Genomic DNA, 20,176 nt, shown 5'->3' with positions numbered 1-20,176 from the left:
AAAATACCTCATTTAACTTTGGCAGAAGGCGAAGTTACGGGTCATAAACATCGTATTACTGAGGCCAAGGCGGAATTATACGAACAAGATAGCACACTCTATTTACGTGTGTTTTCCAAGTCGGCATTGCTAGCTCATGAGGAGCATAAAGCTATTTCTATTCCCCAAGGTGATTGGATGGTGAAAATTCAGAGGGAATACGAGCCTGAAGGTTGGCGTTATGTCGCTGATTGAAAAGTTAACGCCTGAGCAAGAGGCTTTGATTCCAGTTTATCGAAAGAAGTGGCGAAAAATTGCGCTTTCAACTGAGCGAATTGATAGAGAGAAGGCGGCGGAAGCTGTAAAAGCTGCCTATGTTGCAATTGACTTTGGCTATGAATGGCTGCTTTCAACCAGAAATTGAAGTTAATCGCATGACTGAGTTTGATTTCTATATCTCTGCTTTGAACATTGATTATCCTCAACAGGAATGGAAAGTATTTCAATCTTTAATTCAAGAATGTGGTTGGTTGTTTGCGTATGATGATATTTGTATTATCTGCGATCGCCCCCTTCACCTGCGTTTCGACAATCAAAATCGCCTCCACGCTGAAGGTGAACCCGCTATTGAATTTACCGATGGATATAGTTTGTACTCATACCACGGTGTAACTTTGCCTGAAAAATACGGTAAAATCCACCCGCAGCAATGGCAATCTCAATGGCTTTTGACAGAGGAAAACGCCGAACTGCAGCGAGTGCTAATTCAGGGTATTGATTACGCCCGAATTTGCCAAGAATTACAAGCTATTGAATTAGATACTTGGAATGAATACACGCTATTAAAAATTGATGCTGATGTTGATGAAGAACCAATTTATTTATTAAAAATGACTTGCCCTAGCACAAGCTTTATTCACGCCTTGCGAGTTCCACCGAATATGAACTCAGCGCGTGAAGCAATTCGCTGGATAAATTGGGATGTTGATCCAGAAGAATTTGCTGTGCAAACCTGAGTTTTGAGTAGGACAACAAACTAAAAAAATAGTAAGTATAAACACAAACGATCGACCCTACCATACATCAGTAAAATTGACTGTACAACATAAAACTCTAAACTTAAACAAAGCTTCATTAATTCAGTATATATACTGACAAATTTTTTAGATTAATTCTCTTCAGATGCTTTATTATAAAAACTTTTTTGCCATCTTCAGATTTATTGGCTCAATAAATTGTTTTGATAAAAATGATTCTTGCCTACTACACAAATCCCAGCCTGATATGCCAGGGTATGGGTATCAAATGTTTCAGGTAATAAATCAATGTCTACTGTGCAAAAACTATCATTAGCCTTAGTTGGAACAGCAGTTCTTTTGATGAGTGCTAACCCAGCTGGCGCTGTTACCCTGACTAGAGGAAGCACAACTCCTACTCCAAATGGGATATTCTCTACTGTTGCTGGAGCCGTTACAGTTAATTTTGAAAGTGGCGCACCGACCACTGGATTTGCTAAATACTCTTCTCCTGTTGGTACTCCCACGGTAGTTCAAGGAACCGTAGATAGTCAATATGCTGCACCGGCTGGTGATACAAGCAAATATTTAACTATTTCTCCCGTAAGCTCCAACGTCAAAGGCAACACTGGTTCTGTGACGATTGATTTTGCTCAAGCACTTGATTACTTTGGCTTGGACTGGGGTTCAATTGACACGTATAATTCGATCGCATTTTTTAACGGCAATACTCTGTTGAATACCTTTACTGGCAGCCAAGTTCCTGGAAGTACTGCTAGCGGTAATCAGAGTAGTCCTCAGGACAATGTTTTCGTTAATTTCCTCGCAGATCAGGGACAGACTTTTAATAAGGTAGTCCTAAGTTCTAGTGGTGTTGCATTTGAAAGTGATAACCATAGCTACAGATTAGCTAGTGTCCCTGAACCTACTGCAACATTGGGCTTGCTAGCGTTCGGTATTATGAGTGCTGGTTCATTTGTGAAACGGAAATCAAAGTTAGTTTAAAATCATCTATTTAGACCAGATGATAAACTAACAATATCATTCTCATTTTAAGATATAAAACCCAGCAAAAAATGCTGGGTTTTTATTTTGAAATCATCCAAAAAAGCGAAGACACAAATAATAAATTTGCGTCTTTAGGTAAAATTGGGAAAATTAGAAAGTGAATGTGGTTCTCACTGTACCAATCACAATATCATCGTTTTGATTGTTATGATCTGGCGCTGTTAACCAGATAATTCCTGGGGTAATGCTGATATTGTCACTCAGGCTATATTGATAAAAACCTTCAATGTGATATGAAGTGTCTGGATCTTTGTTGATACCTGCATTGCTCAGAGAACTGCTCACACTGGTAACTTTAGGTTCCATACCCACAATAATGCCTGCAATGTTACCTTTTTTACCAAGATCCGGGAAAGCCAGTGTAACAGCATAGTTCCAGATTTCAGCATCACCAGGAGTCACTGAAAGGACGCGAGCTTGCGTCAAGCCAGCCCAACCGCCAATCACGAATTTTGAGCTAGGTTGAAAGGATGCTTCTATACCGTAGGAGTTGCTAGAAGCATTCTGCAATATGTTGTCATTAGCGTTATTGCTACCACCACTACCATTGGCAAAAAAAGTATTTTTGTAGGCGTTAATGTAGGTCAAACCAAGGGTAATTTGGTCGCTAGGCTTTACAGTTAACTGCGCCATAGCACCATAAGCACCGTTCAATAGTCCAGAGCCTAGCTGAGGGCTAGCAGCATCATTCGCTAAATACCCCAAGCTTAGTTCGAGGTTATCACTGAACTCGTGTTTTATTCCTATACCAGTACCATTAACTAGATAATAAATTGGGTTGCGACTCCCAAATTGGGAAAAGGCACCGCTACCACCGTCCCCATCTAAGTAAGGGTTGACTGTGTTAGTGAAATCATCAATTGCACCTGCATTTGCTTCCAGGGTGACACCTGTTCTCTTACCGAGAGGAAACTGATACAACAGCGCGTCTACCACAACTCCATTACTGTTGTTACCACCAGCAAATCGGAAGTCACCTTCTGGTGTAAAGGTAGCAGTCTGAGAGAAGGGGTCTAGGTTTGTTGCCTGAAGTCGTGTTCTGAGTAAATCTTGACCTGTGAAACTAGTGTCGAAGTTCAGACGCACCCGGTCTGCAAGGACAGTATTTTGGTTGACTTTTTGACCATTAACTCTGTTTCCACTTATGACGCTGGCGATCGCTATTACCACTTCCGCATTCAGCTTGGTTGTGGTTGAGAACTGATTCGCTTCCAATTCAGCAGTGTGTGCTTCTACTGAATCTACACGACCCCGGAGTGTCGCTAGTTCGGCTGAAAAGTCTTCTTGCAGCTTTTGTAATGTGGCTAAATCTTCTTTTTTAACTAAATCACCAGTGGCTGTAGCAATTAGTTCGTTAAGGCGGTTAAGACAAGCATTCAAACCAGCAGCAAACTCATATCGCGTCAATGCCCGATTACCACGATAAGTGCTATTTGGGTATCCTGCAATACAGCCATAGCGCTCAACTAAGGACTGCAATGCTTGGAATGCCCAATCAGTGGGTTGTACGTCGGAAAATTGAGACACAGAGGTAACTTGCCCTATTGTCTGAACTGGCGCTATGTTCTGTGCTTTTGTGTCTGGATTAGCTGAAACTTGCGGTTGATTGATTTCAGACTTACTCGATGTTTCACCTGCAAATGTAGCAGTATTCACAAATAGCATTGCACCCCAGATTGCTGGACTAACTAGCAGATATTTACAGAATTTTTGCATTTTTCACCTCACACTTATCTACAATTCACACCCAAACCACGTTTCTTAAACGTATTTTTATGAGAATCTTTATCAGTAACTTTATCAGAATTAAGCAAACTTATTAATAAATAAAGTCAATAAATCCTAATAATTCAGGGAAAACTAAATTGCAGAGGGCTGTACCGGGTGAAAAGTTTCACTGTTACTCATTACACAGGAAACCCAGAATGATATTATGTATCTTGAATGAGAATGAGAATTATTATAGTATAAAATGCAGAATAGGAATTGTGACAGAGACAGACTTGCATCCGTTTTGAGGAGAAAACACGGTGATTATGAATTGCAGAGGACTTAGAACAGGCAGACAAAGAAGCGGCATCTTATCGGTAATTACTCTGCTAATGTTGTCAATGGTTACTGGCTGTAGTCAATCGAATCCAAATCAGGGAACAACTTCCGAACAGTCGCCGCAAGCACAGGAAACTCGATCTATTCCACCGGCGCAGTCGGGAAAAACTAAAGTAGTGACAACACTTTTGCCGATATATTTGTTTACTAAGGCAGTGGCTGGAAATGTGGCAGATGTAGAAATTCTAGTGCCACCTGGTACGGAGGTGCATGAATACCAAGCGACACCAGAAAATGTCAAGGCGATCGCTACTGCAAATGTGTTAGTAAAAAATGGTTTAGGGCTAGAGGTATTTCTGGAAAATACTGTCAAAAATGCCCAAAATCCCAAATTAGCTGAAATTGATGCCAGTAAAGGTATTAAACCCTTAAATGAAATTTCACCTGTTGTGAAAACGACGCAAGAGGAAAAAGACGATGAACACGCTCAAGGTAATCCGCACATTTGGTTAGATCCAGTTTTGGCAAAACAGCAGGTAACAAATATTCGGGATGGCTTAATTGCTGCTGACTCGGCAAATAAAACTACTTATGAGGCTAATGCTGCGGCTTATATTAAACAATTAGAAAGTTTAAATAGTGAATTTCAGCAGACTTTGCAGAAAACTCCTACTTGCACCTTTATTACCTTTCATGATGCGTTTCCATATTTAGCTAAACGTTATAACCTCAAGCAAGTTGCTGTGGTGCAAATTCCTGAAGATCAACTTTCACCAACGGATGTGCAAAATGCAGTTAATGCAGTGAAAAAGTACAAAGTTAAAGCTTTATTTAGTGAACCAGGAGTAGATAATAAACTGCTGGTCAGCCTCTCCAAAGACTTGAAGTTAACTTTGCGTCCTTTGGATTCTCTGGAAACTGGCGAAACAGATCCGCAGCATTATTTCAAGGCTATGAAAGCTAACTTGCAAACTCTGGAAACGGCGTGTAAATAGGTTTGTCATTTCTCAGTTGTCCTTTGTCCTTTGCAAATGACCAATGACTAATGACTAATGACCAATAACCAATGACAAATCACAAATGATAAATGACATTGCTATTTTGAAAGTAGAAGGATTAACTGTCTATCAAGGCAGCTATCTAGCTGTTCAAGATGTTTCCTTTGAATTGTTGCCAGGAACAGATACAGCCATCGTTGGCCCCAATGGCGCTGGTAAAAGTACCCTGGTAAAAGCGGTTTTAGATTTGATACCTCGAAGTGCTGGGACGATTGAAATATTGGGTCGTCCAATTGCAAGGCTAGGGCGTTTACGTCACCTGTTGGGCTATATGCCGCAAAACTTCATCTTTGACCGCAGTTTTCCCATTTCTGTTAGCGAGTTGGTGGGGCTGGGATGGACTAATGAAGGGAAAAGAAAGGATTCATTTTTCTCTAGTATGTGGAAACAAGACCGGGAAAAATCAGCAGCAGTAGCAGAAGCTTTACGGCGAACTGATGCTTATCATTTACAGCATCAAGCTATTGGTACTCTTAGCGGTGGTCAACTGAAGCGGGTTTTATTGGCTTATTGTTTGGTAATGCCTCGGAAACTGTTGGTACTAGATGAAGCCTTTGCTGGTGTTGATGTGCAAGGTACAGCAGATTTTTATGCTTTGCTAAATGAATTAAAGCGGGAGGAGGGTTGGACAGTATTGCAAGTTTCTCATGATATTGATATGGTAAATCGCCATTGCGATCGCGTGCTTTGCCTGAATCAAAGTATTGTTTGTACTGGTAAGCCCGAAATTGCCCTTTCACCGCAAAATCTGTTAGCAACCTATGGTCCAGGTTTCAGTCGCTACCAGCACCAACATTAAAATAATTCGTAATTCGTAATGACGCTCGTTCGCTCTTAGCGTCTCCCCTTCTCTACGAGACGCTACGCGAAGGGAGATGACTCGCTAACGTAATTCGTAATTAAAGAATGAAAGATGCCAGTAATTATAAATTTCTGCAATGATTGTCAGATAGCAAGGCTTGCGATCGCTAATAGCAATGACTTGCTACAGTTGTTACAATTCCCCTTTATGCAGCGTGCGATCGTCGGTGCTGTATTAATGGGAATACTTGGCGGTATGTTGGGTAGTTTTGTCACCTTGCGCCAGTTATCCTTTTTCAGTCACGCGGTTGGTCATGCAGCATTAGTAGGTGTGGCGTTAGGTGTGCTGCTACAAATAAATCCTACTTGGATGCTGTTACCTTTTACCTTGGTTTTTGGCGTTATTGTCCTCTACTTCATCGACAAAACCGACTTAGCTAGCGATAGTGTACTTAGCATAGTGCTATCTGGGGCATTAGCGATCGGTGTGATTCTCACGAGCCTGATTAAAGGATATCGTGGCAACTTGATGGCGGTGCTGTTCGGGGATATTCTAGCGATCGATACCACAGATTTGATTTTGACGCTGCTAGTACTTGTAGGAGGTAGCATATTTTTACTATCAACCCTGCGCCAGCAAATTTTATTGACCCTTAACCCCGATGTCGCGCAAGTTCAAGGTATTCCCGTCCAATTGTACCGCTATGTATTTGTGGTCTTGCTTTCACTCGCCGTTGCTGTAGCGATTAAAGCTGTTGGTGTTTTACTGGTGAACGCCTTTTTAGTTATTCCCGCCTCTACCGCCAAACTGATGAGTCACCACTTTAGCCGCTTTCTAGTCATGTCGGTGATAGTTGGTTCCATCAGCAGCATTGCTGGCATCATTATGTCAGGTATTTTCAACTTTGCTTCTGGCCCAAGTATTGTTCTTGTCCAGTTTCTGATATTTGTAGCCGTTTTCATCTGGTTCAAGTTGAGGTTGAAGGTCGCATAAATATTTTTCTCCAAGGGCTTGCTATATTCTCTGATGTTTGCTACATTTAGTAATCGTGGCTCACAAAAGCCCCAGCCGGGATAGCTCAGTTGGTAGAGCAGAGGACTGAAAATCCTCGTGTCACCGGTTCAAGTCCGGTTCCTGGCATAATTTACAACGCAATATCAAGGGATTGTGACTCAAAATCATCTATTTCTCTTAGGCAAGCTTTAGTCAAAAGATTTTAACCCGTTTTGATGTCCCAAAATTTTCGGCACACTGGGCCTGTCGCTCTTATTGCTCATCAGTTCAAAAGCCCTCTGGTGATGCTTTTCGCTAATCCAGTGATGGTAAAGTTCCGAGTGAACCTTGGCGCTGTGTCCCATTTGTTGCGCGGATAGGGTGATGTCTAAGCCAAACTCTAGGGATCTAATTGCCCAGCAGTGGCGCAAGCTGTAAGGGGCAAACCCAATTTCATGGCGCTTAAACCAAACAGTGACAACGTGACCCAAAGCGTGATTCGCTTGGTTCAAATCAACTTTTGGCAAGACCACCTCTTGCAAATTGAACTCTTCAAACCACTCTGGGTAACAAGGCCAAACCCGCCGGGAACCAGTTTTAGAATTTTCACCAACGCTGACAATGTAGTTTCCATTGGCGATCGCTCCAAAATCCAACCGAAAGACTTCATGATTCCGCAAGCCGTAAGCCGCCAGCATCCCATACACCCAACGCCAGGACTCGGATTCAATCTCGTAAAAATGTTTGGCGATGGTTAAATCCGTTGGCAAGTCCCTTGGTGTAACGAGTCTGGGGCTATATCTGCCTCTGTATGGCTTGAGATTTATTTCTATTTGGGCAAACTTGGCTATAGCTGAAAGCGCCATACAGGTACGCTTGCGGGTCTTGGTGTCGGGAATGGTATTTGTCACCACTTTTAAAATATTCTGAGCGTTTAGAATATCGGTTTGGGGCAATTTTTGAAACACTCGCCAATAATCAATTAACCAGGTAGTAAGAGTTTGTTGATTGCGATCTCGCGTTTGAAAATAATATTTTTCAAATCTTTGGATTAGAACTTCAATAGTTTCAACTGCCAGCAATTCGACGCTGGGGGCTTTTAGGTAAGCATCCCAACGAAAATTTTTACAGGCGATTAACCCACCCAAGAGTTTCGCCTCGGCTTCGGCTCGTTTTAATCCCTCGTCGCTAGCATAGATTCCCAGAGCGATGCGTTGTTGGTAGGGTTGGGTTTTTTGGGAATTAGGCTTTGGCGGTAGGGTGGCGCGGAGGTATAAACGATTGCTGATTTGCTGAATTCTCACGCCTGTTTGGGCAATTTTTAGGCGATCGTTAATTTTGGCAAGTACATCATTCATTCGTGGGGTATGTCTCTGTGGTCAAAAAATTCCGTTAGCGCAGCTAGTGAATACCGTTTTTTCTCGATTGGATAGCCGTAAATAACTTCTTCAATGACATCCGAGTGTTTGTCTAGCCGCGCCAAGCAATCATTGCAGACAACAGCAACGGCACCATCGCTCGGCACGCCACACACCAAGCAACCCCAGCCCGTGCCAGGTACGGGAGCTTTTTTTTGCAACATGATGAGATTTTGTACTGTTTTCCCAGTGCAACCGCAGCCACAGCACGTCCCCAGGTCTAGCTGTTCTTCGTCGTAATCTGGGTCATCCTCGTCAAACGCCCAAACATGACCACAGTCCAAACATTCCCAGTAGCCGTAATTTTCTTGATACTGTAGCCGCGTAGATTCGCACCTTGGGCAGTTGTGATTCATTGCATCAATTCCTTTCGCTTCTTTGTTTCAAGAATTTCACAGCACCAGCGCATATTTCTAATTTTTTGGCTTCGGACAATTCATAGTCAGTCATGCTGATGATCAGATATTGCTGTTCTCTGAAAACCAAATTAATGTGTCTTACGTACAGGTCTGGATAGCCAAGCATCCCAGGCATAATCATCTCGCGGACTACCAAAGATTCTTTGGTTAGTGATTCTTCCCCAGCAGTAAACCCGTGTTTGTCTTCTTTTTCTAAATCGTGATAAGTGAGATAATTCATCGCAGAGTTACAAATTAGTTGGATTTCTTAAGTTTTTTAAACCCCAGAAATTTTATCGCGCGATCGCATTCTGGTTGGAGTGCGATCGCGCAAAGACTCAACTTGACTGGAGATGTCGCCATTTTCACAAGCGCAGATGCCAAGGCTTCATTACTATCCATTCCTTTGTCCCTCATCTAAGATTTGTTGCAATCGCTGTTTACCTTCTTCCCAGCGACGACCGCCCATTTTTAAAACTTGCTCGATAACGTAGGTTTCACCTTTGACTTCTAACAACGACTTAATTGCCAGATAAAAGGCTTTGTTTTCGTTCGTGGAAGTGGAAGCTTCCCCAGTTCGATCCGCGCTCGGCTCTTTATATAAGTGTTCCAAGCTGGTGGTCAACTCTTCCCTAACTTCCGGCGGGTAAGTTGGTGCAGCGCCATAGATTTCATAAAGCGCTTGCTCTTGTTGCTGGGTGTGCAGTGCAACTTCTGTTTGTTCTAGCTCTTGGTTCATCGCCACAAGCGCTGCGCGTCGAGCATCTTGCACGATTAATCGGCGTGACTCACCAACCAGTTGCACCGATGCCACTAGCGCCAAACTGTAGCTGATTCCCTTGGCGATCGCTGGGACAGGAGAAAGTGCCGCCAACCAAAAGGCTGTTGCACTAGCTAGCAAGCAGTTGGTTTTTAACCACCTATCAGCCATGACAACATTCCTCCCAAGACAATGGAAACTGCGATCGCAATCAGCAAGGCATAATAGTCGTGCTGCGACAATTTGAGAAAGGGTCTAACAGCGTCGTCCGTAAGCAGTGCAAGGCATAATGCAGCGCAACACATGATGTAGATAACCCACATCACCCGAAATAACGCCGGATGCAACGCCCCTAGCCAAGCCACAGAGCTAGAGGCGATACACCCCAGAAGGAACCAAGCCCCCAGGTGTACCGCCTTTGCCATTAGTATTTGTCCTTGATTTTGGCTTTCAATTCGTCAACGCGTTGTTGGGCTTTGTTCTCAGCCCGGTCTAAGCCGAAACCGAGTTTTGCATATTCGGGTCTGAGTGTGTGCAGATGTCTAGCAGTTGATGCATCCGCGCGTTTTTTCGTGAGTTCGTTGTTTGCAACTCCCTTAATGTAGCTACGATGGGCAGTGTGTACCTGTGCGTCAGATTCTTCCAGTTTCTTGAGAGATTTGTAAGCACGTAGTGCCTGGCGTGCTTCTTCTCTCTTTTGAGTTGCACAAGCTTTAAGTGCATCTGCTTCAGCTTTGTTGAAGTAGCGTGGTGTATGATTTACTGGTGCTGTCCTGACAGTCTCCCAAGTACCCACGTTCACTGGGTTTATCACACTGGGATCTGTTGGTGACAGTACCCGATTTTTATCTATGCCGTGGCCACCTGTGGAAAGTGAAGCCTCATTACTGTTGCTACCGTTCTTGCTAGATTTTCCAGCATTGGTAATTCGTGCCAGGATTCCCATTGTTTACTCCTATCTGCAAACTTGATTTTTGACTTTTTCTAACTGTTGGCTTTGGGCTTTCATCTCGCGCAGTTGCACTTGATCCGCACTTTGGTAAGTTGAGATTGCACCAATGCTTAAGCCAGCAACCAGTGCAGCTGCGATGATTACTAAATAAGCCGCGGCGTTATTGACTACTGGTGTAGGTTCCTCGTCGGGAACAGGGTAAAATTCGCCGGTGAATGGTACGACTTTACTACTGGGTTGCTGTTTACTCTGCTTCATCTAGCATCATTGGCTGATAGGTGGGTAAGAGTAGATGCTCTGTTCCGGCGTTGAGCGCTGCGCGGACTGATAATTGCACTATTTCTCGTTCCTGGGGTGTGGGATTGTCCCGCATTTGCTTGATGCGCCGCAACGTTCGCCCTGGCAGCAGTCGCCAATATTGTTGAGCAAGTCGCTGTGCATCCTCTTCTAAAAGCGATTCAAGTAAATCAGGTGCATCGGATTCTGCATCATTTTCTGCATCGTCGTCAGTTGCATTTTTCGATGCACGGCGACTTTGCAACAGTTCAATTCCCGCATCAGTCCACAGTTTTTGCCCGTGTTCATCAATCGCAACGTGAATATCCATCTGGAATACTTCAGTATGGCGACTCATCCAACTGCGGATTGTGCTTTGGGGAATGCCGGTGACTTTGGCCGCTTCAGGAGTGGTGTACAGGTTTTGCATTCTGCCCCCAGCGAATTTGATTGACAATCGCTTCCATGATTCCGGCTTGGTCGGAGAGTGAAAGTTGATCTGTCATTTCTCCCGCTATCGCGTAAATTTCGCCGCGAACACCTCCGTCAAGCTGGTTTCCCAAGTTTGATGCCAAAATCATCAATATAGAGAGCTTTTCTCTCTTGCTAATTTTCTCGAATGTTGCGCCGTATTCCTCTTGTAGCTTTTCCAGGAATGACTCATCGCCTGGGGTGTAACTCGTGTAGTAGCCTAATGGCTTAGACATTGGTAAAATCTCCTTATTGATAGAACCATTTACATTCGGCGATCGCTCTGTATTGCGATCGCTTTTTCAATACTCTTCCGGTGTCGCTATCTTCTTAAATTCGCTAATTCCACCAGAAAAATGCCTTGCAATCCCTGCTGTCACCTCGTCGTCGGTTAATTCATCAATTTGTTCTTCTGGTAGATCACGCCAGGGGCAGCAATCTTTAATCCAGTTTTTCGCGTCAAGTAATTGACTTGGTGTTAGTTCCTCCATTGGTTGCCTTGCGATGCCTGCGGCGGGCGTAGCCATCGCCTTTTTGCTGTTTCACTCGCTATCTGTTAAGCTGTTGCTCATTAATCTTCTCTTTCCTGATGCATTGTCTTCATCTCATCCAGAGCCTCATTTCGCTCTGGATTTTTAATTGCCAAAAATCAGTTAACCTCCCTCTTCCTCGTCGTCCTCTTCTTCCTCGTCGTCCTCTTCTTCCTCACTGATGACAATGGTCAGTTTGTTGTCGCCTGGGGCAAAGCTGATGATGAAATATTCCTGAGCGTTTTCGAGTTCTTCGATCGCAACCTCTGCATTTGGCTCGTACTCGTGCAGCTTTTCAATTAGCTCTTTGACTGTCACTTTCATGTCGGTTATCTCCTGGGTAAGTTTGGTTCAGTTCTGCTAACCCCGCGATCGCTACGACTTATGGGTGAATGCAGTTGTCAGTTATCGGTTGCAGTTTCCCCTAGCAGGTCTTTGAATTACCTCAATGGCGGTAGGCTGCTATCTCTACCTGGTTTGGGAGGATGAGAGTTGTTACGCTGGGTTGCAAATTCAGTTGTATGAGGATACAACTGAATATAGTCTAATACTAGGCTCAATAAATGTAAAGGTTCTGTGCGGATACAATAGGGGGAAGTCTATGGGTACAACAAAAAATGAGGAAGCCGTTACATGGACAGAGGAAGCAGAGCCTGAATCTGTCAATTTCTCCAGAAGCCGTGGACTTGCTGGAGGAGAAAGCGAATCTATTGGGAATCAGCAAAAGCGAGATAATCGAGCGCATCGCTCGCAATCAAGTATCTTCAGCCCCGGAACAGCAGTTACTGGGGGAGTACTTGACAACCTGATCGATGAATATTGCGATCAGGTGGATCTTAAAGAGAATGAGATTCAGCGCCTTAATGACGAAGTAAATCGGCTCAAGTCTAGAGTTCAAGAGTTTAGAGTACTTCGAGGCGAACTCCAAAAACAATTTCAAGAAGCTTTATAACGCCGTCCCGCCTGCAAAGGCGTGGACGGCTTTCTCATGGATATGTCGCCGACTATCTACTGGCAGGCGACGCATCTGTGACTATTGGGTGTCTAATTGCGATCGGAGATCATCTAGTGGCGATCCCAGATCATCCAAGGGTGACTGAGTTTTTTCAGGTTCGGTAGGGGAGTTTTTCAAAAAAGCCTCTGGATCGTCAGGGATGAATTCTAGCCGAAAACGGAATCGTCCCTTCTGCCAGCCTCCGCCTTTACCTTTAACCTGTAAAACCTTACACCTACAACCCCCTTCCGAAAACCAGTCGTGCTCAGGAGCATGGTAATTATTCTTCGTAGCCCAGGAACACAGGGATCGCACAAGGTTGTCGAGCCTAAGTATGTGATCTGTCTGTATCTCAAAAGCTTTTGAAGAAAAATTAGATACAAGATCCTCATCGTCCAAGTTAAATCTGTCTCCATCGCTGAAGTCGAATCTATATTTCTTCTTCTCATCTCTGAATTTTTCGCTCTCATCGCTGAAGCTCGACGGTCTCCGTCTATGACTACTCATTCGATTTTCTCTTTCGGTATACAAACTGGCTGATCAAGTTCATACCTCGATCCGCCTTCGCTAAGTTTTCCCATCTCCACCAACAAAGGAATAAAACCAATGATCAGAGCTAAATTCACCTGCCAGCGAAATATTTTCAACCACGAAACCCAGACAGCAGAAGTTATCCTCCATCCAGTAACCACTAACCCGCCCAGCGAAGAAAATCTGACCTTCTGGAAAGCCACACCAGCCGGTCAGATTACGCTACAAATCACCAACCCAAAGGCATCGGCTCAATTTTGTGTGGGTTGTGACTATTACGTTGACTTCACTGCTGCGTGAGTGCGATCAAAGCTATGACAAGAGACGACGCGCTAGAACTGATAGCCCTTGGAAAACCCTGCTTCTATATCGGGGTTATCCTCAAAAGCTTCAATACCAGAGAACTTTGCATTCTGGAGTTAACCGACTCTACCAGTCGGTTTCAAGCTGCCAGAGTTTCCCTATCCCCAGAGAGTGAGTACCACAAATCTGTTTGGGTCAAGCTTACTCAGTTAGCAGTAACACCAGAGAATTCTCTTGATTAGTGTTAACCCTAACTCCTAACTGCGATCGCTCCTCTTAAAAATGATGCATCCAGGATTCCCCAGTCGATTACCCAATGCCCAATGCCCAATGACTGATAAAAAACCCGAAGGCGAAAGAATCGAAGACCTAATGAACCAGATCGACGCGGAGATAGAACGACTCAATTGGACTATTCCCCAAGGTCGAGAGCATTTGTTCAAATATTACGGGAAGCGATCGCGCCTCCTGTTGACCGAGGAAGAATTAGACAACTTTCTCCTCTATTTGCAACTGACCGATTCCCCAACCACTAACCCCGAATAAATCCAATGTTTGGCTTTGAGACATCAAACAAGGCGATCGTTCCTCTCCTTGAACAAATCAAAAACAACAAGGAAGGCGAAAAGCTTACCCACAAGGAAGTACGAGCCTACGCAAGGCTAATGCTAAATATGCTTCCTGCCTTAGTTCTGGATGATGAAAAAGAAATCAATTTTCTGCTTGCGGCCATCTCTAGCTCTGGGCTGCCACACTACGATCGCTCTTTCGCAGCAGAACAGATTCTCAAGCTGCTAGAGCAGGAAGAAAAACGTAACCTAAATACCCCTAGTGGATTTTGAATAATGCGAACCGAACGACCCTTTTTAAAAACTATGACTAGAGAAGAAGAAATTAAAGCTGCGATCGTAGTTACTCCCGATGCGATCGGCTTCCTCAGCCCGGAAATGAATCAGGCATCGCAGCACATGGGACTGCAAATGCATCTTTTTGTAGATTTTTTGCAAATCCTAGAACCCAACTTACAAAGATTTGAGGCAACCCAGCTAGCATCTGCCTTTCTGGAAAATTTACCAGAGATGTGCCAGGACAGCCCCAAACTGATTGATTGCTTAAAACAGAATGCCCAATTTTTGATAGAAAGGAGAATTTCAAAGGAATGAGTGCGATCGCTAAATCAAGACATTAGAGAACGGTTAACGAATGCTTATCATCCTGTCAACAAGCAAAAAAAAAGCGACAAGGAGCCGCTAGTAAAACTTAATTTTTATGATTTATGAAAACAATCTTAGCATCTTCTGGAGGGTAGCACAATGATTTTATCTACCCTTAGTGTTGTCAATAGCAGTCTCCTGGAACGCCACTTCAAAGAATTTAAATCAAGCGCTATTTCCGATACACTCATCAAGCTCAACTTCCGAACAATTGACGACTCTAACGAAGTTGATAGAATCCTAAACAGAAACAATAAAAAGCGCTGGAATCATTCAAATAAACTAGTACCAGCCTGGATGGTTTCTGGAATTGATCCATTGACGGATGAGCCAACATTGCAAGGTGTCCAAGTAAAGCCTGATACCCCAGATGTAGGTGAAGATGGCAAAATCAGAAAATACTTAGGAGCTAAAGATTATGAGACAGCCCCGCTATTTTTAAATACAGGAATCCCCTATTACTGGAAAACTGTTTTTGATGATGTTCTCACCTCTATCATCATCACAGAGGGAGCTAAAAAGGCAGCTGCTGGACTATCTATCAACCTACCGACTATCTCGATTCCAGGGGTTTCTACGTGCAGAAAAAAAGGGCGACTACACCAGAACCTAGAACTATTTGCAAAACTTGGCAGAACCTTTTACTTGTGCTTTGACAACGACATCCTACACAAGGTTGCAGTTCAGAAAGCTCTTTCCTCTTTGTCCAGAGAGCTAGCAGCCAAGGGCAGTAAAATCATGATCCTTCAAATCCCCGAAGGAGAAGCTAAAGGCATGGATGATTATATCGCCATACACGGCGAGGAGTCATTCAAAGAATTAATAACTAATGCTTTGACCTTCGAGGAATGGACAGAAGAAATCCAAAATCGGGAAGCAGAAGAAGACACATTTAAATCAAGAACTGCTATGAGATTTCATGAAATCAATAAAATTTGGGGAGAGCATCTTCGATACAATACCCTCAAAAAAGATGTCGAACTATATGGTAGTTCCCTAGACATGAACCATATCAAGCTAATTATTGCTTTAGAGTTTGATATTGATGTTACTAAAGACGATGGATTTACCATCATTGAAAAAATAGCAAAATCTAATGCTTATTCTCCAGTAGTTGAATATCTAAATGAGGTAGGAGCCAAACACCCAGATATCACAGGCTCTTTCCTCGATGATCTAGCCTTTCAGTTTTTTGGGACCAATGACCCACTTCACGCCACATATTTGAAGAATTTTCTAGTGGCATCTGTAGCACGGGCGAGACAACCAGGTTGCTGGATGGACTGCGCTTTGATTCTGGAAGGCAAGCAGGGAATAAGAAAATCAACCTTCTGGCGAACTCTGTTTGGCGACGATTGGTTTACCGATGACCTGGGGAATGACAATGACAAAGACGAAAAAATGAAAATGCACCGCTTCTGGTGTTTAGAGTGGGGCGAGTTCGAGACTGTCTACAAGCGTAAGGACGTAGAAGAACTAAAGCGCTTTTTAGCTAAAAAGGAAGAAACATTCAGAACCCCCTACGACAGACAGCCCGTAGATTATCAGAGGGGATTCGTTTTTGTCGGCACCACTAATCAAAAAGAAATTCTCAATGACCCAACTGGGGACAGAAGGTTTTGGATCATCCCCGTCAAAACCAATAATATTCCCGTCGAGCGTGTGCAGATACTCAGGGATAAAATCTGGGCTGCTGCAAACGCTCTCTATAATTCCGGCTATGCCTACCGTCTCTCCCAAGATGAAGAAGTCAAGAGAGCCGAACAGAATCAAGAGTACCAAATTACCGACCCGTGGCTAGAAATCATAGAAGAGTTTATTTGCCCTGGACAGAAGTTTGTGTCAACTCAGAGCATTTACAGATTGCTAGGACTTGAACCATCAAGCCAGGATACATTCGCCGCCCGACGAATTTCTAATGTTATGCGTCGCCTCGGTTGGGAACAGGGTAGAGAATCTGGAGTTAGGGGGAAGCGCGGATGGATTCTAGAAGAAATCACGATTGAAAAATTCCCAAAAAATCAAAATTCTACTGGATCAACTGGATCAACTGGATCATCGACTGAAGAAACCTTGATATATCAAGACTTTCAACGTGATCCAGTAACTGATCCAGTAAAAACAAATCTACTGGATCAGTTACTGGATCAACTGGATCCGGATAACATTAATGTATTAGATGTTACTTGTCTATATCCGGATCCAGTTGATCCAGTAAAAACAAATCTACTGGATCATTTACTGGATCAACAAGAAGTCACTCATAGCAATACTTCCAGCAACAGTGATCCAGTTGATCCAGTTGATCCAGTAGATTTTGCAAAAAATGAAAATTTTAAATTTGATGATACAAACTGCATAACCTCACAGCCACTAAGTGAAGATGTCGTGGGTTTGTCTGCTGCTTGTCCCAAAAAATGCGACTACTACAGCTTGTACAATACGAAACCTTTCATATTTAAAGTAGAGTCAGACTTCGGAACAGTTCAGGTCAGCGCCGAACCCTATCACCGATTCCAAAGTGGTGAGAGCAAAATCTGGCTTATTTTTGAGATGCCAGACGCACAGATTTTAACCAAGACTATCAAGGCAACCCCAGATAAAAAGCTACTACCCAGATGGTCTGTAGAATGTGGCGTTATTCAGCAGTGGCAAGAAAAAATAAGTAGAAAATTGAGTTCCAAAGTTGAAAATTTAGATTGCAGATACAAAGTGCGGATTCTCGGAGATGATGCTTACGAGTGGATCGAAGATTGTATTCTCACGGGCATACCCAACCCTCCTGCTCTTGCCCATTTCCTCTTTAAAACTCGGAATAACACGGTATTAGTTTCTCATCTTGGCGAGTTTGAGGAAATGAAATGAACAAAAACCTAACTCGCATTCAGTGTCACCGATGGTACTGTCAAGACTGTGATGCCTGCGGGCGGAGCGATGGCTCCGCCCGCCGTAGGCATCGCTCTTTTCAGGCAGAGTCAAACGCTTGTCAGGAGTGTTAAGAATAAGGTGATTTTTCTCAGGCACGATCATGGACTTCACCGAAATCAACTCCTTAGTCGATAATGCGATTAACTTTGTCACCGGATTCGGCACTCAAAAGCAAGCATACGAAATACAGCTAGCTTCTAAGGATCAGCGAATCACTGATTTGGAATTACAACTCAAAACAGCGATCGCCACAGGGCAAGGTAATGCAATGGAAATCCAAACGCTGCACGATAAGCTGACACAGTTGGTGGCGCTGGTGAATCCGCAACCGGCATCTGTTTAGAAATTTTGGGGGAGTTAAAGCTTCCCCACTGGTAAGCATGGAGACTTTAGTTGCAGATATACAACAAAAGTTAACTATGGGTAATTACTAATTTTTAAAAGCTAACTCTTAGTTTCAAGTACCTGTTTTACGCTCTAGGAAGGTTAAATAGGTGCATACTTCTCATTCTCTAGGTAGCATCCCTGTAATCACCTCTACGTATAGCTTCCCAAGCGCTGAAATATTCCACTTCTACATAAAACTGGAATATTTACACAATTTTTAATTGCTCATACAACGGATGTATTCGCTTCACAAAAATCTGTTTATGAGTCAACCAGCAATTACTGATTTATTTGGCGCTACTGCGACATTCGCCGGGACTCCCAAAACTCTTGAGATTCCTTTGACATCATTACCGGCTTTAACTGGTGCAAATCCTACAGCATTGGAGCTTTACTCAGCGATTATTTCTTATGCTCATACTTGGTTCGCCGCTAATGCAGATACCTCGGTAATGGGAACGAGCGATCTAACAATTTCTTCCCCAATAACTCGCAACGGTGTTGCCAAGACTCAATTCCAATATTCGGAACGTTTTTACGGAACCTATAGCGCCCCAACTTTCGATCCTAATGCTGTTTAAAAATGACAACAGTTAATCCTGGTGGCAGTTGTACTTTAACTGTTAATTTTATCACTCCTGGTTATAGTAACGGTACAGATACCGGTAATTATAGTGTTCCAGATGGAAGTTATCAAAGTGCTTATATGGTTGTTATCGGCGGTCCGCCTAGCAATACTTATGAGTTACGCGTTAACGGAAATTTAGGAACAATTTTACTTGCAACTAATAGTCCTGGAAGCATTAACGTAAGCATTGCTTCTAGTAGCAATTCATGTATTAATGTTACAAAATATGATTGTTTAAATGGTCAGTGTGTTGCAGTGACACAATATCATACCCCTGGAACTTACGCCAGCTTAACTGATTGTCAAGCTGTTTGTGCCAATGGTGGGGCTTGTAGTCCCGGCAAACAATGCGTTGATCCAACAACATTCTGCCCCGATGGCAAGGTTTGTATTGAGCAGGGTGAATTTTCCTCAATTGAAGCATTAATTTCTAAAATTGGTAGCGAGGTTTGTTAAATGTCTAGTTCAGGACAAGCTCTCATTTCCTCGTTATCAAATATTAGTAATTGCTCTGGTCATCAGTGTGATTGCTGTGCCGAATTGGAAGGTAAAATTACTAATTTACAGGCACAAATACACCTTGTAAATGAAAGGTGCGCTGCAATAGAAATGAATGCCGGGGTATTACTAGAAAGAATAGAGAGACTTCAGCAAGAAATTGATCTGCTTATAGCTATTGATTTAGTCGCCGCATTATTCGCTTTGATACTCCCGGAAATCATAGCCGCAGCTGGACCAGTAATCGCTGGAATAATTGGAAATGCGGTACCTGTTGCGATCGCAGCAGCTATGTTGGGCGCACTCAAAGAAATTTCTGAAGCAGTTGGCGCGGGAAGCGCAGAAATCGGGGCTTTAGGCAGTTCTGCAAAAGAGGGAGTCGAAGCAGTAGGCAGTTCTGCAAAAGAGGGGCTAGAAGGTTTGGCTAGTTCTGCTAAAGGGGGACTAGAAGCTGCGGCTCGTTCTGGTGAGAGTGCGGTGGAGGCTGCGGCTCGTTCTGGTGAGAGTGCGGTGGAAGCTGCGGCTCGTTCTGGTGAGAGTGCGGTGGAGGCTGCGGCTCGTTCTGGTGAGAGTGCGGTGGAGGCTGCGGCTCAGTCGGCTGAAACTGAACTCAAAGGAGTTGCTCAGTCGGCTGAAACTGAACTCAAAGGAGTTGCTCAGTCGGCTGAAACTGAACTCAAAGGAGTTGCTCAGTCGGCTGAGACCGAACTCAAAGGAGTTGCTCAGTCGGCTGAAACTGAACTCAAAGGAGTTGCTCAGACTGCTGAAACTGAACTCAAAGGAGTTGCTCAGTCGGCTGAAACTGAACTCAAAGGAGTTGCTCAGTCGGCTGAAACTGAACTCAAAGGAGTTGCTCAGACTGCTGAAACTGAACTCAAAGGAGTTGCTCAGACTGCTGAAACTGAACTCAAAGGAGTTGCTCA

General features: G+C 43.6%; 32 protein-coding genes and 1 tRNA gene. 19 read left to right on the top strand and 14 right to left on the bottom strand.

The window, feature by feature from the left end; all coding sequences use genetic code 11:
- Positions 1–18 precede the first annotated feature (18 nt).
- From V7K15_RS13175 to V7K15_RS13160, 4 genes are all read left to right on the top strand, one after another.
- Entirely contained in the window at positions 19–234 is a 216-nt protein-coding gene (locus V7K15_RS13175; protein WP_334905947.1) for a hypothetical protein, read from the top strand.
- Positions 221–403 (top strand): hypothetical protein, encoded by a 183-nt coding sequence (locus V7K15_RS13170; protein WP_334905946.1) that lies wholly within the window; start codon positions 221–223, stop codon positions 401–403. Before V7K15_RS13175 ends, V7K15_RS13170 begins: the two co-directional genes overlap by 14 nt.
- Positions 375–995 carry a DUF6745 domain-containing protein gene (locus V7K15_RS13165; protein ID WP_334905945.1) on the top strand — a complete coding sequence of 207 codons (621 nt, stop codon included), beginning with the start codon at positions 375–377 and terminating at the stop codon, positions 993–995. Before V7K15_RS13170 ends, V7K15_RS13165 begins: the two co-directional genes overlap by 29 nt.
- Positions 996–1,304: 309 nt before the next feature.
- Positions 1,305–2,000 (top strand): Npun_F0296 family exosortase-dependent surface protein, encoded by a 696-nt coding sequence (locus V7K15_RS13160; RefSeq protein ID WP_334905944.1) that lies wholly within the window; start codon positions 1,305–1,307, stop codon positions 1,998–2,000.
- 153 nt (positions 2,001–2,153) lie between these two features.
- Here the strand turns inward: V7K15_RS13160 and V7K15_RS13155 are convergent, their stop codons facing one another.
- The gene (locus tag V7K15_RS13155; RefSeq protein ID WP_334905943.1) at positions 2,154–3,779 is read right to left on the bottom strand and encodes an iron uptake porin; all 1,626 of its coding nucleotides are present in this window, start codon (positions 3,777–3,779) and stop codon (positions 2,154–2,156) included.
- A 320-nt stretch (positions 3,780–4,099) separates the two neighbouring features.
- On the opposite strand from V7K15_RS13155, the gene V7K15_RS13150 reads away from it, so the two are divergent.
- From V7K15_RS13150 to V7K15_RS13135, 4 genes are all read left to right on the top strand, one after another.
- Positions 4,100–5,107 carry a metal ABC transporter substrate-binding protein gene (locus tag V7K15_RS13150; protein ID WP_334905942.1) on the top strand — a complete coding sequence of 336 codons (1,008 nt, stop codon included), beginning with the start codon at positions 4,100–4,102 and terminating at the stop codon, positions 5,105–5,107.
- 85 nt (positions 5,108–5,192) lie between these two features.
- Positions 5,193–5,969, top strand: coding sequence for a metal ABC transporter ATP-binding protein (locus tag V7K15_RS13145; protein WP_334905941.1), 777 nt, complete (start codon positions 5,193–5,195; stop codon positions 5,967–5,969).
- 114 nt (positions 5,970–6,083) lie between these two features.
- Complete coding sequence (locus V7K15_RS13140) at positions 6,084–6,965, top strand: metal ABC transporter permease (RefSeq protein ID WP_334905940.1); 882 nt, start codon at positions 6,084–6,086, stop codon at positions 6,963–6,965.
- Positions 6,966–7,039: 74 nt separating this feature from the next.
- A tRNA-Phe gene (locus V7K15_RS13135) sits at positions 7,040–7,112 on the top strand.
- Between the two features lie 62 nt (positions 7,113–7,174).
- Here the strand turns inward: V7K15_RS13135 and V7K15_RS13130 are convergent.
- The 12 genes from V7K15_RS13130 to V7K15_RS13075 all read right to left on the bottom strand — a co-directional run bounded on the left by V7K15_RS13130 (position 7,175) and on the right by V7K15_RS13075 (position 12,094).
- Positions 7,175–8,323, bottom strand: coding sequence for a site-specific integrase (locus tag V7K15_RS13130; protein ID WP_334905939.1), 1,149 nt, complete (start codon positions 8,321–8,323; stop codon positions 7,175–7,177).
- The gene (locus tag V7K15_RS13125; RefSeq protein ID WP_334905938.1) at positions 8,320–8,739 is read right to left on the bottom strand and encodes a hypothetical protein; all 420 of its coding nucleotides are present in this window, start codon (positions 8,737–8,739) and stop codon (positions 8,320–8,322) included. Before V7K15_RS13125 ends, V7K15_RS13130 begins: the two co-directional genes overlap by 4 nt.
- Positions 8,740–8,743: 4 nt before the next feature.
- The gene (locus tag V7K15_RS13120) at positions 8,744–9,022 is read right to left on the bottom strand and encodes a hypothetical protein (protein ID WP_334905937.1); all 279 of its coding nucleotides are present in this window, start codon (positions 9,020–9,022) and stop codon (positions 8,744–8,746) included.
- Positions 9,023–9,036: 14 nt separating this feature from the next.
- Positions 9,037–9,183, bottom strand: coding sequence for a hypothetical protein (locus V7K15_RS13115; RefSeq protein ID WP_334905936.1), 147 nt, complete (start codon positions 9,181–9,183; stop codon positions 9,037–9,039).
- The gene (locus V7K15_RS13110; protein ID WP_334905935.1) at positions 9,176–9,712 is read right to left on the bottom strand and encodes a hypothetical protein; all 537 of its coding nucleotides are present in this window, start codon (positions 9,710–9,712) and stop codon (positions 9,176–9,178) included. The genes V7K15_RS13115 and V7K15_RS13110 overlap by 8 nt, the downstream gene beginning before the upstream one ends.
- Positions 9,694–9,966, bottom strand: a complete 273-nt coding sequence (locus V7K15_RS13105) for a hypothetical protein (RefSeq protein ID WP_292840365.1) — start codon at positions 9,964–9,966, stop codon at positions 9,694–9,696. The genes V7K15_RS13110 and V7K15_RS13105 overlap by 19 nt, the downstream gene beginning before the upstream one ends.
- Entirely contained in the window at positions 9,966–10,487 is a 522-nt protein-coding gene (locus tag V7K15_RS13100; RefSeq protein ID WP_334905934.1) for a hypothetical protein, read from the bottom strand. Before V7K15_RS13100 ends, V7K15_RS13105 begins: the two co-directional genes overlap by 1 nt.
- A gap of 9 nt (positions 10,488–10,496) precedes the next feature.
- Positions 10,497–10,751, bottom strand: a complete 255-nt coding sequence (locus V7K15_RS13095; RefSeq protein WP_334905933.1) for a hypothetical protein — start codon at positions 10,749–10,751, stop codon at positions 10,497–10,499.
- Positions 10,738–11,199, bottom strand: coding sequence for a hypothetical protein (locus tag V7K15_RS13090; protein ID WP_334905932.1), 462 nt, complete (start codon positions 11,197–11,199; stop codon positions 10,738–10,740). The genes V7K15_RS13095 and V7K15_RS13090 overlap by 14 nt, the downstream gene beginning before the upstream one ends.
- Complete coding sequence (locus V7K15_RS13085; RefSeq protein ID WP_334905931.1) at positions 11,174–11,476, bottom strand: hypothetical protein; 303 nt, start codon at positions 11,474–11,476, stop codon at positions 11,174–11,176. The genes V7K15_RS13090 and V7K15_RS13085 overlap by 26 nt, the downstream gene beginning before the upstream one ends.
- 66 nt (positions 11,477–11,542) lie before the next feature.
- Positions 11,543–11,767, bottom strand: coding sequence for a peptide ABC transporter substrate-binding protein (locus V7K15_RS13080; RefSeq protein WP_334905930.1), 225 nt, complete (start codon positions 11,765–11,767; stop codon positions 11,543–11,545).
- Between the two features lie 126 nt (positions 11,768–11,893).
- Positions 11,894–12,094: a hypothetical protein gene (locus V7K15_RS13075; RefSeq protein WP_334905929.1), complete on the bottom strand. Its 201-nt coding sequence runs from the start codon at positions 12,092–12,094 to the stop codon at positions 11,894–11,896.
- A gap of 293 nt (positions 12,095–12,387) precedes the next feature.
- Between V7K15_RS13075 and V7K15_RS29980 the strand changes: the two genes are divergently transcribed.
- Complete coding sequence (locus tag V7K15_RS29980; protein WP_442949671.1) at positions 12,388–12,579, top strand: ribbon-helix-helix domain-containing protein; 192 nt, start codon at positions 12,388–12,390, stop codon at positions 12,577–12,579.
- Positions 12,580–12,803: 224 nt separating this feature from the next.
- On the opposite strand, the gene V7K15_RS13065 is transcribed toward V7K15_RS29980, so the two are convergent.
- The gene (locus V7K15_RS13065; protein ID WP_334905927.1) at positions 12,804–13,079 is read right to left on the bottom strand and encodes a KGK domain-containing protein; all 276 of its coding nucleotides are present in this window, start codon (positions 13,077–13,079) and stop codon (positions 12,804–12,806) included.
- 291 nt (positions 13,080–13,370) lie between these two features.
- Between V7K15_RS13065 and V7K15_RS13060 the strand changes: the two genes are divergently transcribed.
- From V7K15_RS13060 to V7K15_RS13015, 10 genes are all read left to right on the top strand, one after another.
- A complete protein-coding gene (locus tag V7K15_RS13060) occupies positions 13,371–13,595 on the top strand; it encodes a hypothetical protein (RefSeq protein ID WP_334905926.1) in 225 nt (74 codons plus the stop codon).
- 14 nt (positions 13,596–13,609) lie between these two features.
- Complete coding sequence (locus tag V7K15_RS13055; protein ID WP_334905925.1) at positions 13,610–13,840, top strand: hypothetical protein; 231 nt, start codon at positions 13,610–13,612, stop codon at positions 13,838–13,840.
- 40 nt (positions 13,841–13,880) lie between these two features.
- Complete coding sequence (locus V7K15_RS13050; protein WP_334905924.1) at positions 13,881–14,144, top strand: hypothetical protein; 264 nt, start codon at positions 13,881–13,883, stop codon at positions 14,142–14,144.
- A 5-nt stretch (positions 14,145–14,149) separates the two neighbouring features.
- Complete coding sequence (locus V7K15_RS13045) at positions 14,150–14,440, top strand: hypothetical protein (RefSeq protein WP_334905923.1); 291 nt, start codon at positions 14,150–14,152, stop codon at positions 14,438–14,440.
- Between the two features lie 3 nt (positions 14,441–14,443).
- On the top strand, positions 14,444–14,761 hold the full coding sequence (locus V7K15_RS13040; RefSeq protein ID WP_334905922.1) for a hypothetical protein: 318 nt from the start codon (positions 14,444–14,446) through the stop codon (positions 14,759–14,761).
- A 150-nt stretch (positions 14,762–14,911) separates the two neighbouring features.
- On the top strand, positions 14,912–17,677 hold the full coding sequence (locus tag V7K15_RS13035) for a VapE domain-containing protein (protein WP_334905921.1): 2,766 nt from the start codon (positions 14,912–14,914) through the stop codon (positions 17,675–17,677).
- 163 nt (positions 17,678–17,840) lie between these two features.
- Positions 17,841–18,083 carry a hypothetical protein gene (locus V7K15_RS13030; RefSeq protein WP_334905920.1) on the top strand — a complete coding sequence of 81 codons (243 nt, stop codon included), beginning with the start codon at positions 17,841–17,843 and terminating at the stop codon, positions 18,081–18,083.
- A gap of 307 nt (positions 18,084–18,390) precedes the next feature.
- Positions 18,391–18,708: a hypothetical protein gene (locus V7K15_RS13025; protein WP_334905919.1), complete on the top strand. Its 318-nt coding sequence runs from the start codon at positions 18,391–18,393 to the stop codon at positions 18,706–18,708.
- Positions 18,709–18,710: 2 nt separating this feature from the next.
- The gene (locus V7K15_RS13020) at positions 18,711–19,211 is read left to right on the top strand and encodes a hypothetical protein (protein ID WP_334905918.1); all 501 of its coding nucleotides are present in this window, start codon (positions 18,711–18,713) and stop codon (positions 19,209–19,211) included.
- Positions 19,212–20,176, top strand: a 965-nt coding sequence (locus tag V7K15_RS13015) for a hypothetical protein (protein WP_334905917.1), incomplete at its 3' end; no start/stop codon positions are given. It lies immediately after the preceding gene.

This window comes from Nostoc sp. (genome assembly GCF_036919815.1).
Lineage (GTDB): Bacteria > Cyanobacteriota > Cyanobacteriia > Cyanobacteriales > Nostocaceae > Nostoc.
The sequence above is the reverse complement of the archived record's forward strand: the minus strand, read 5'-3'. Positions and strand labels throughout refer to the sequence as shown.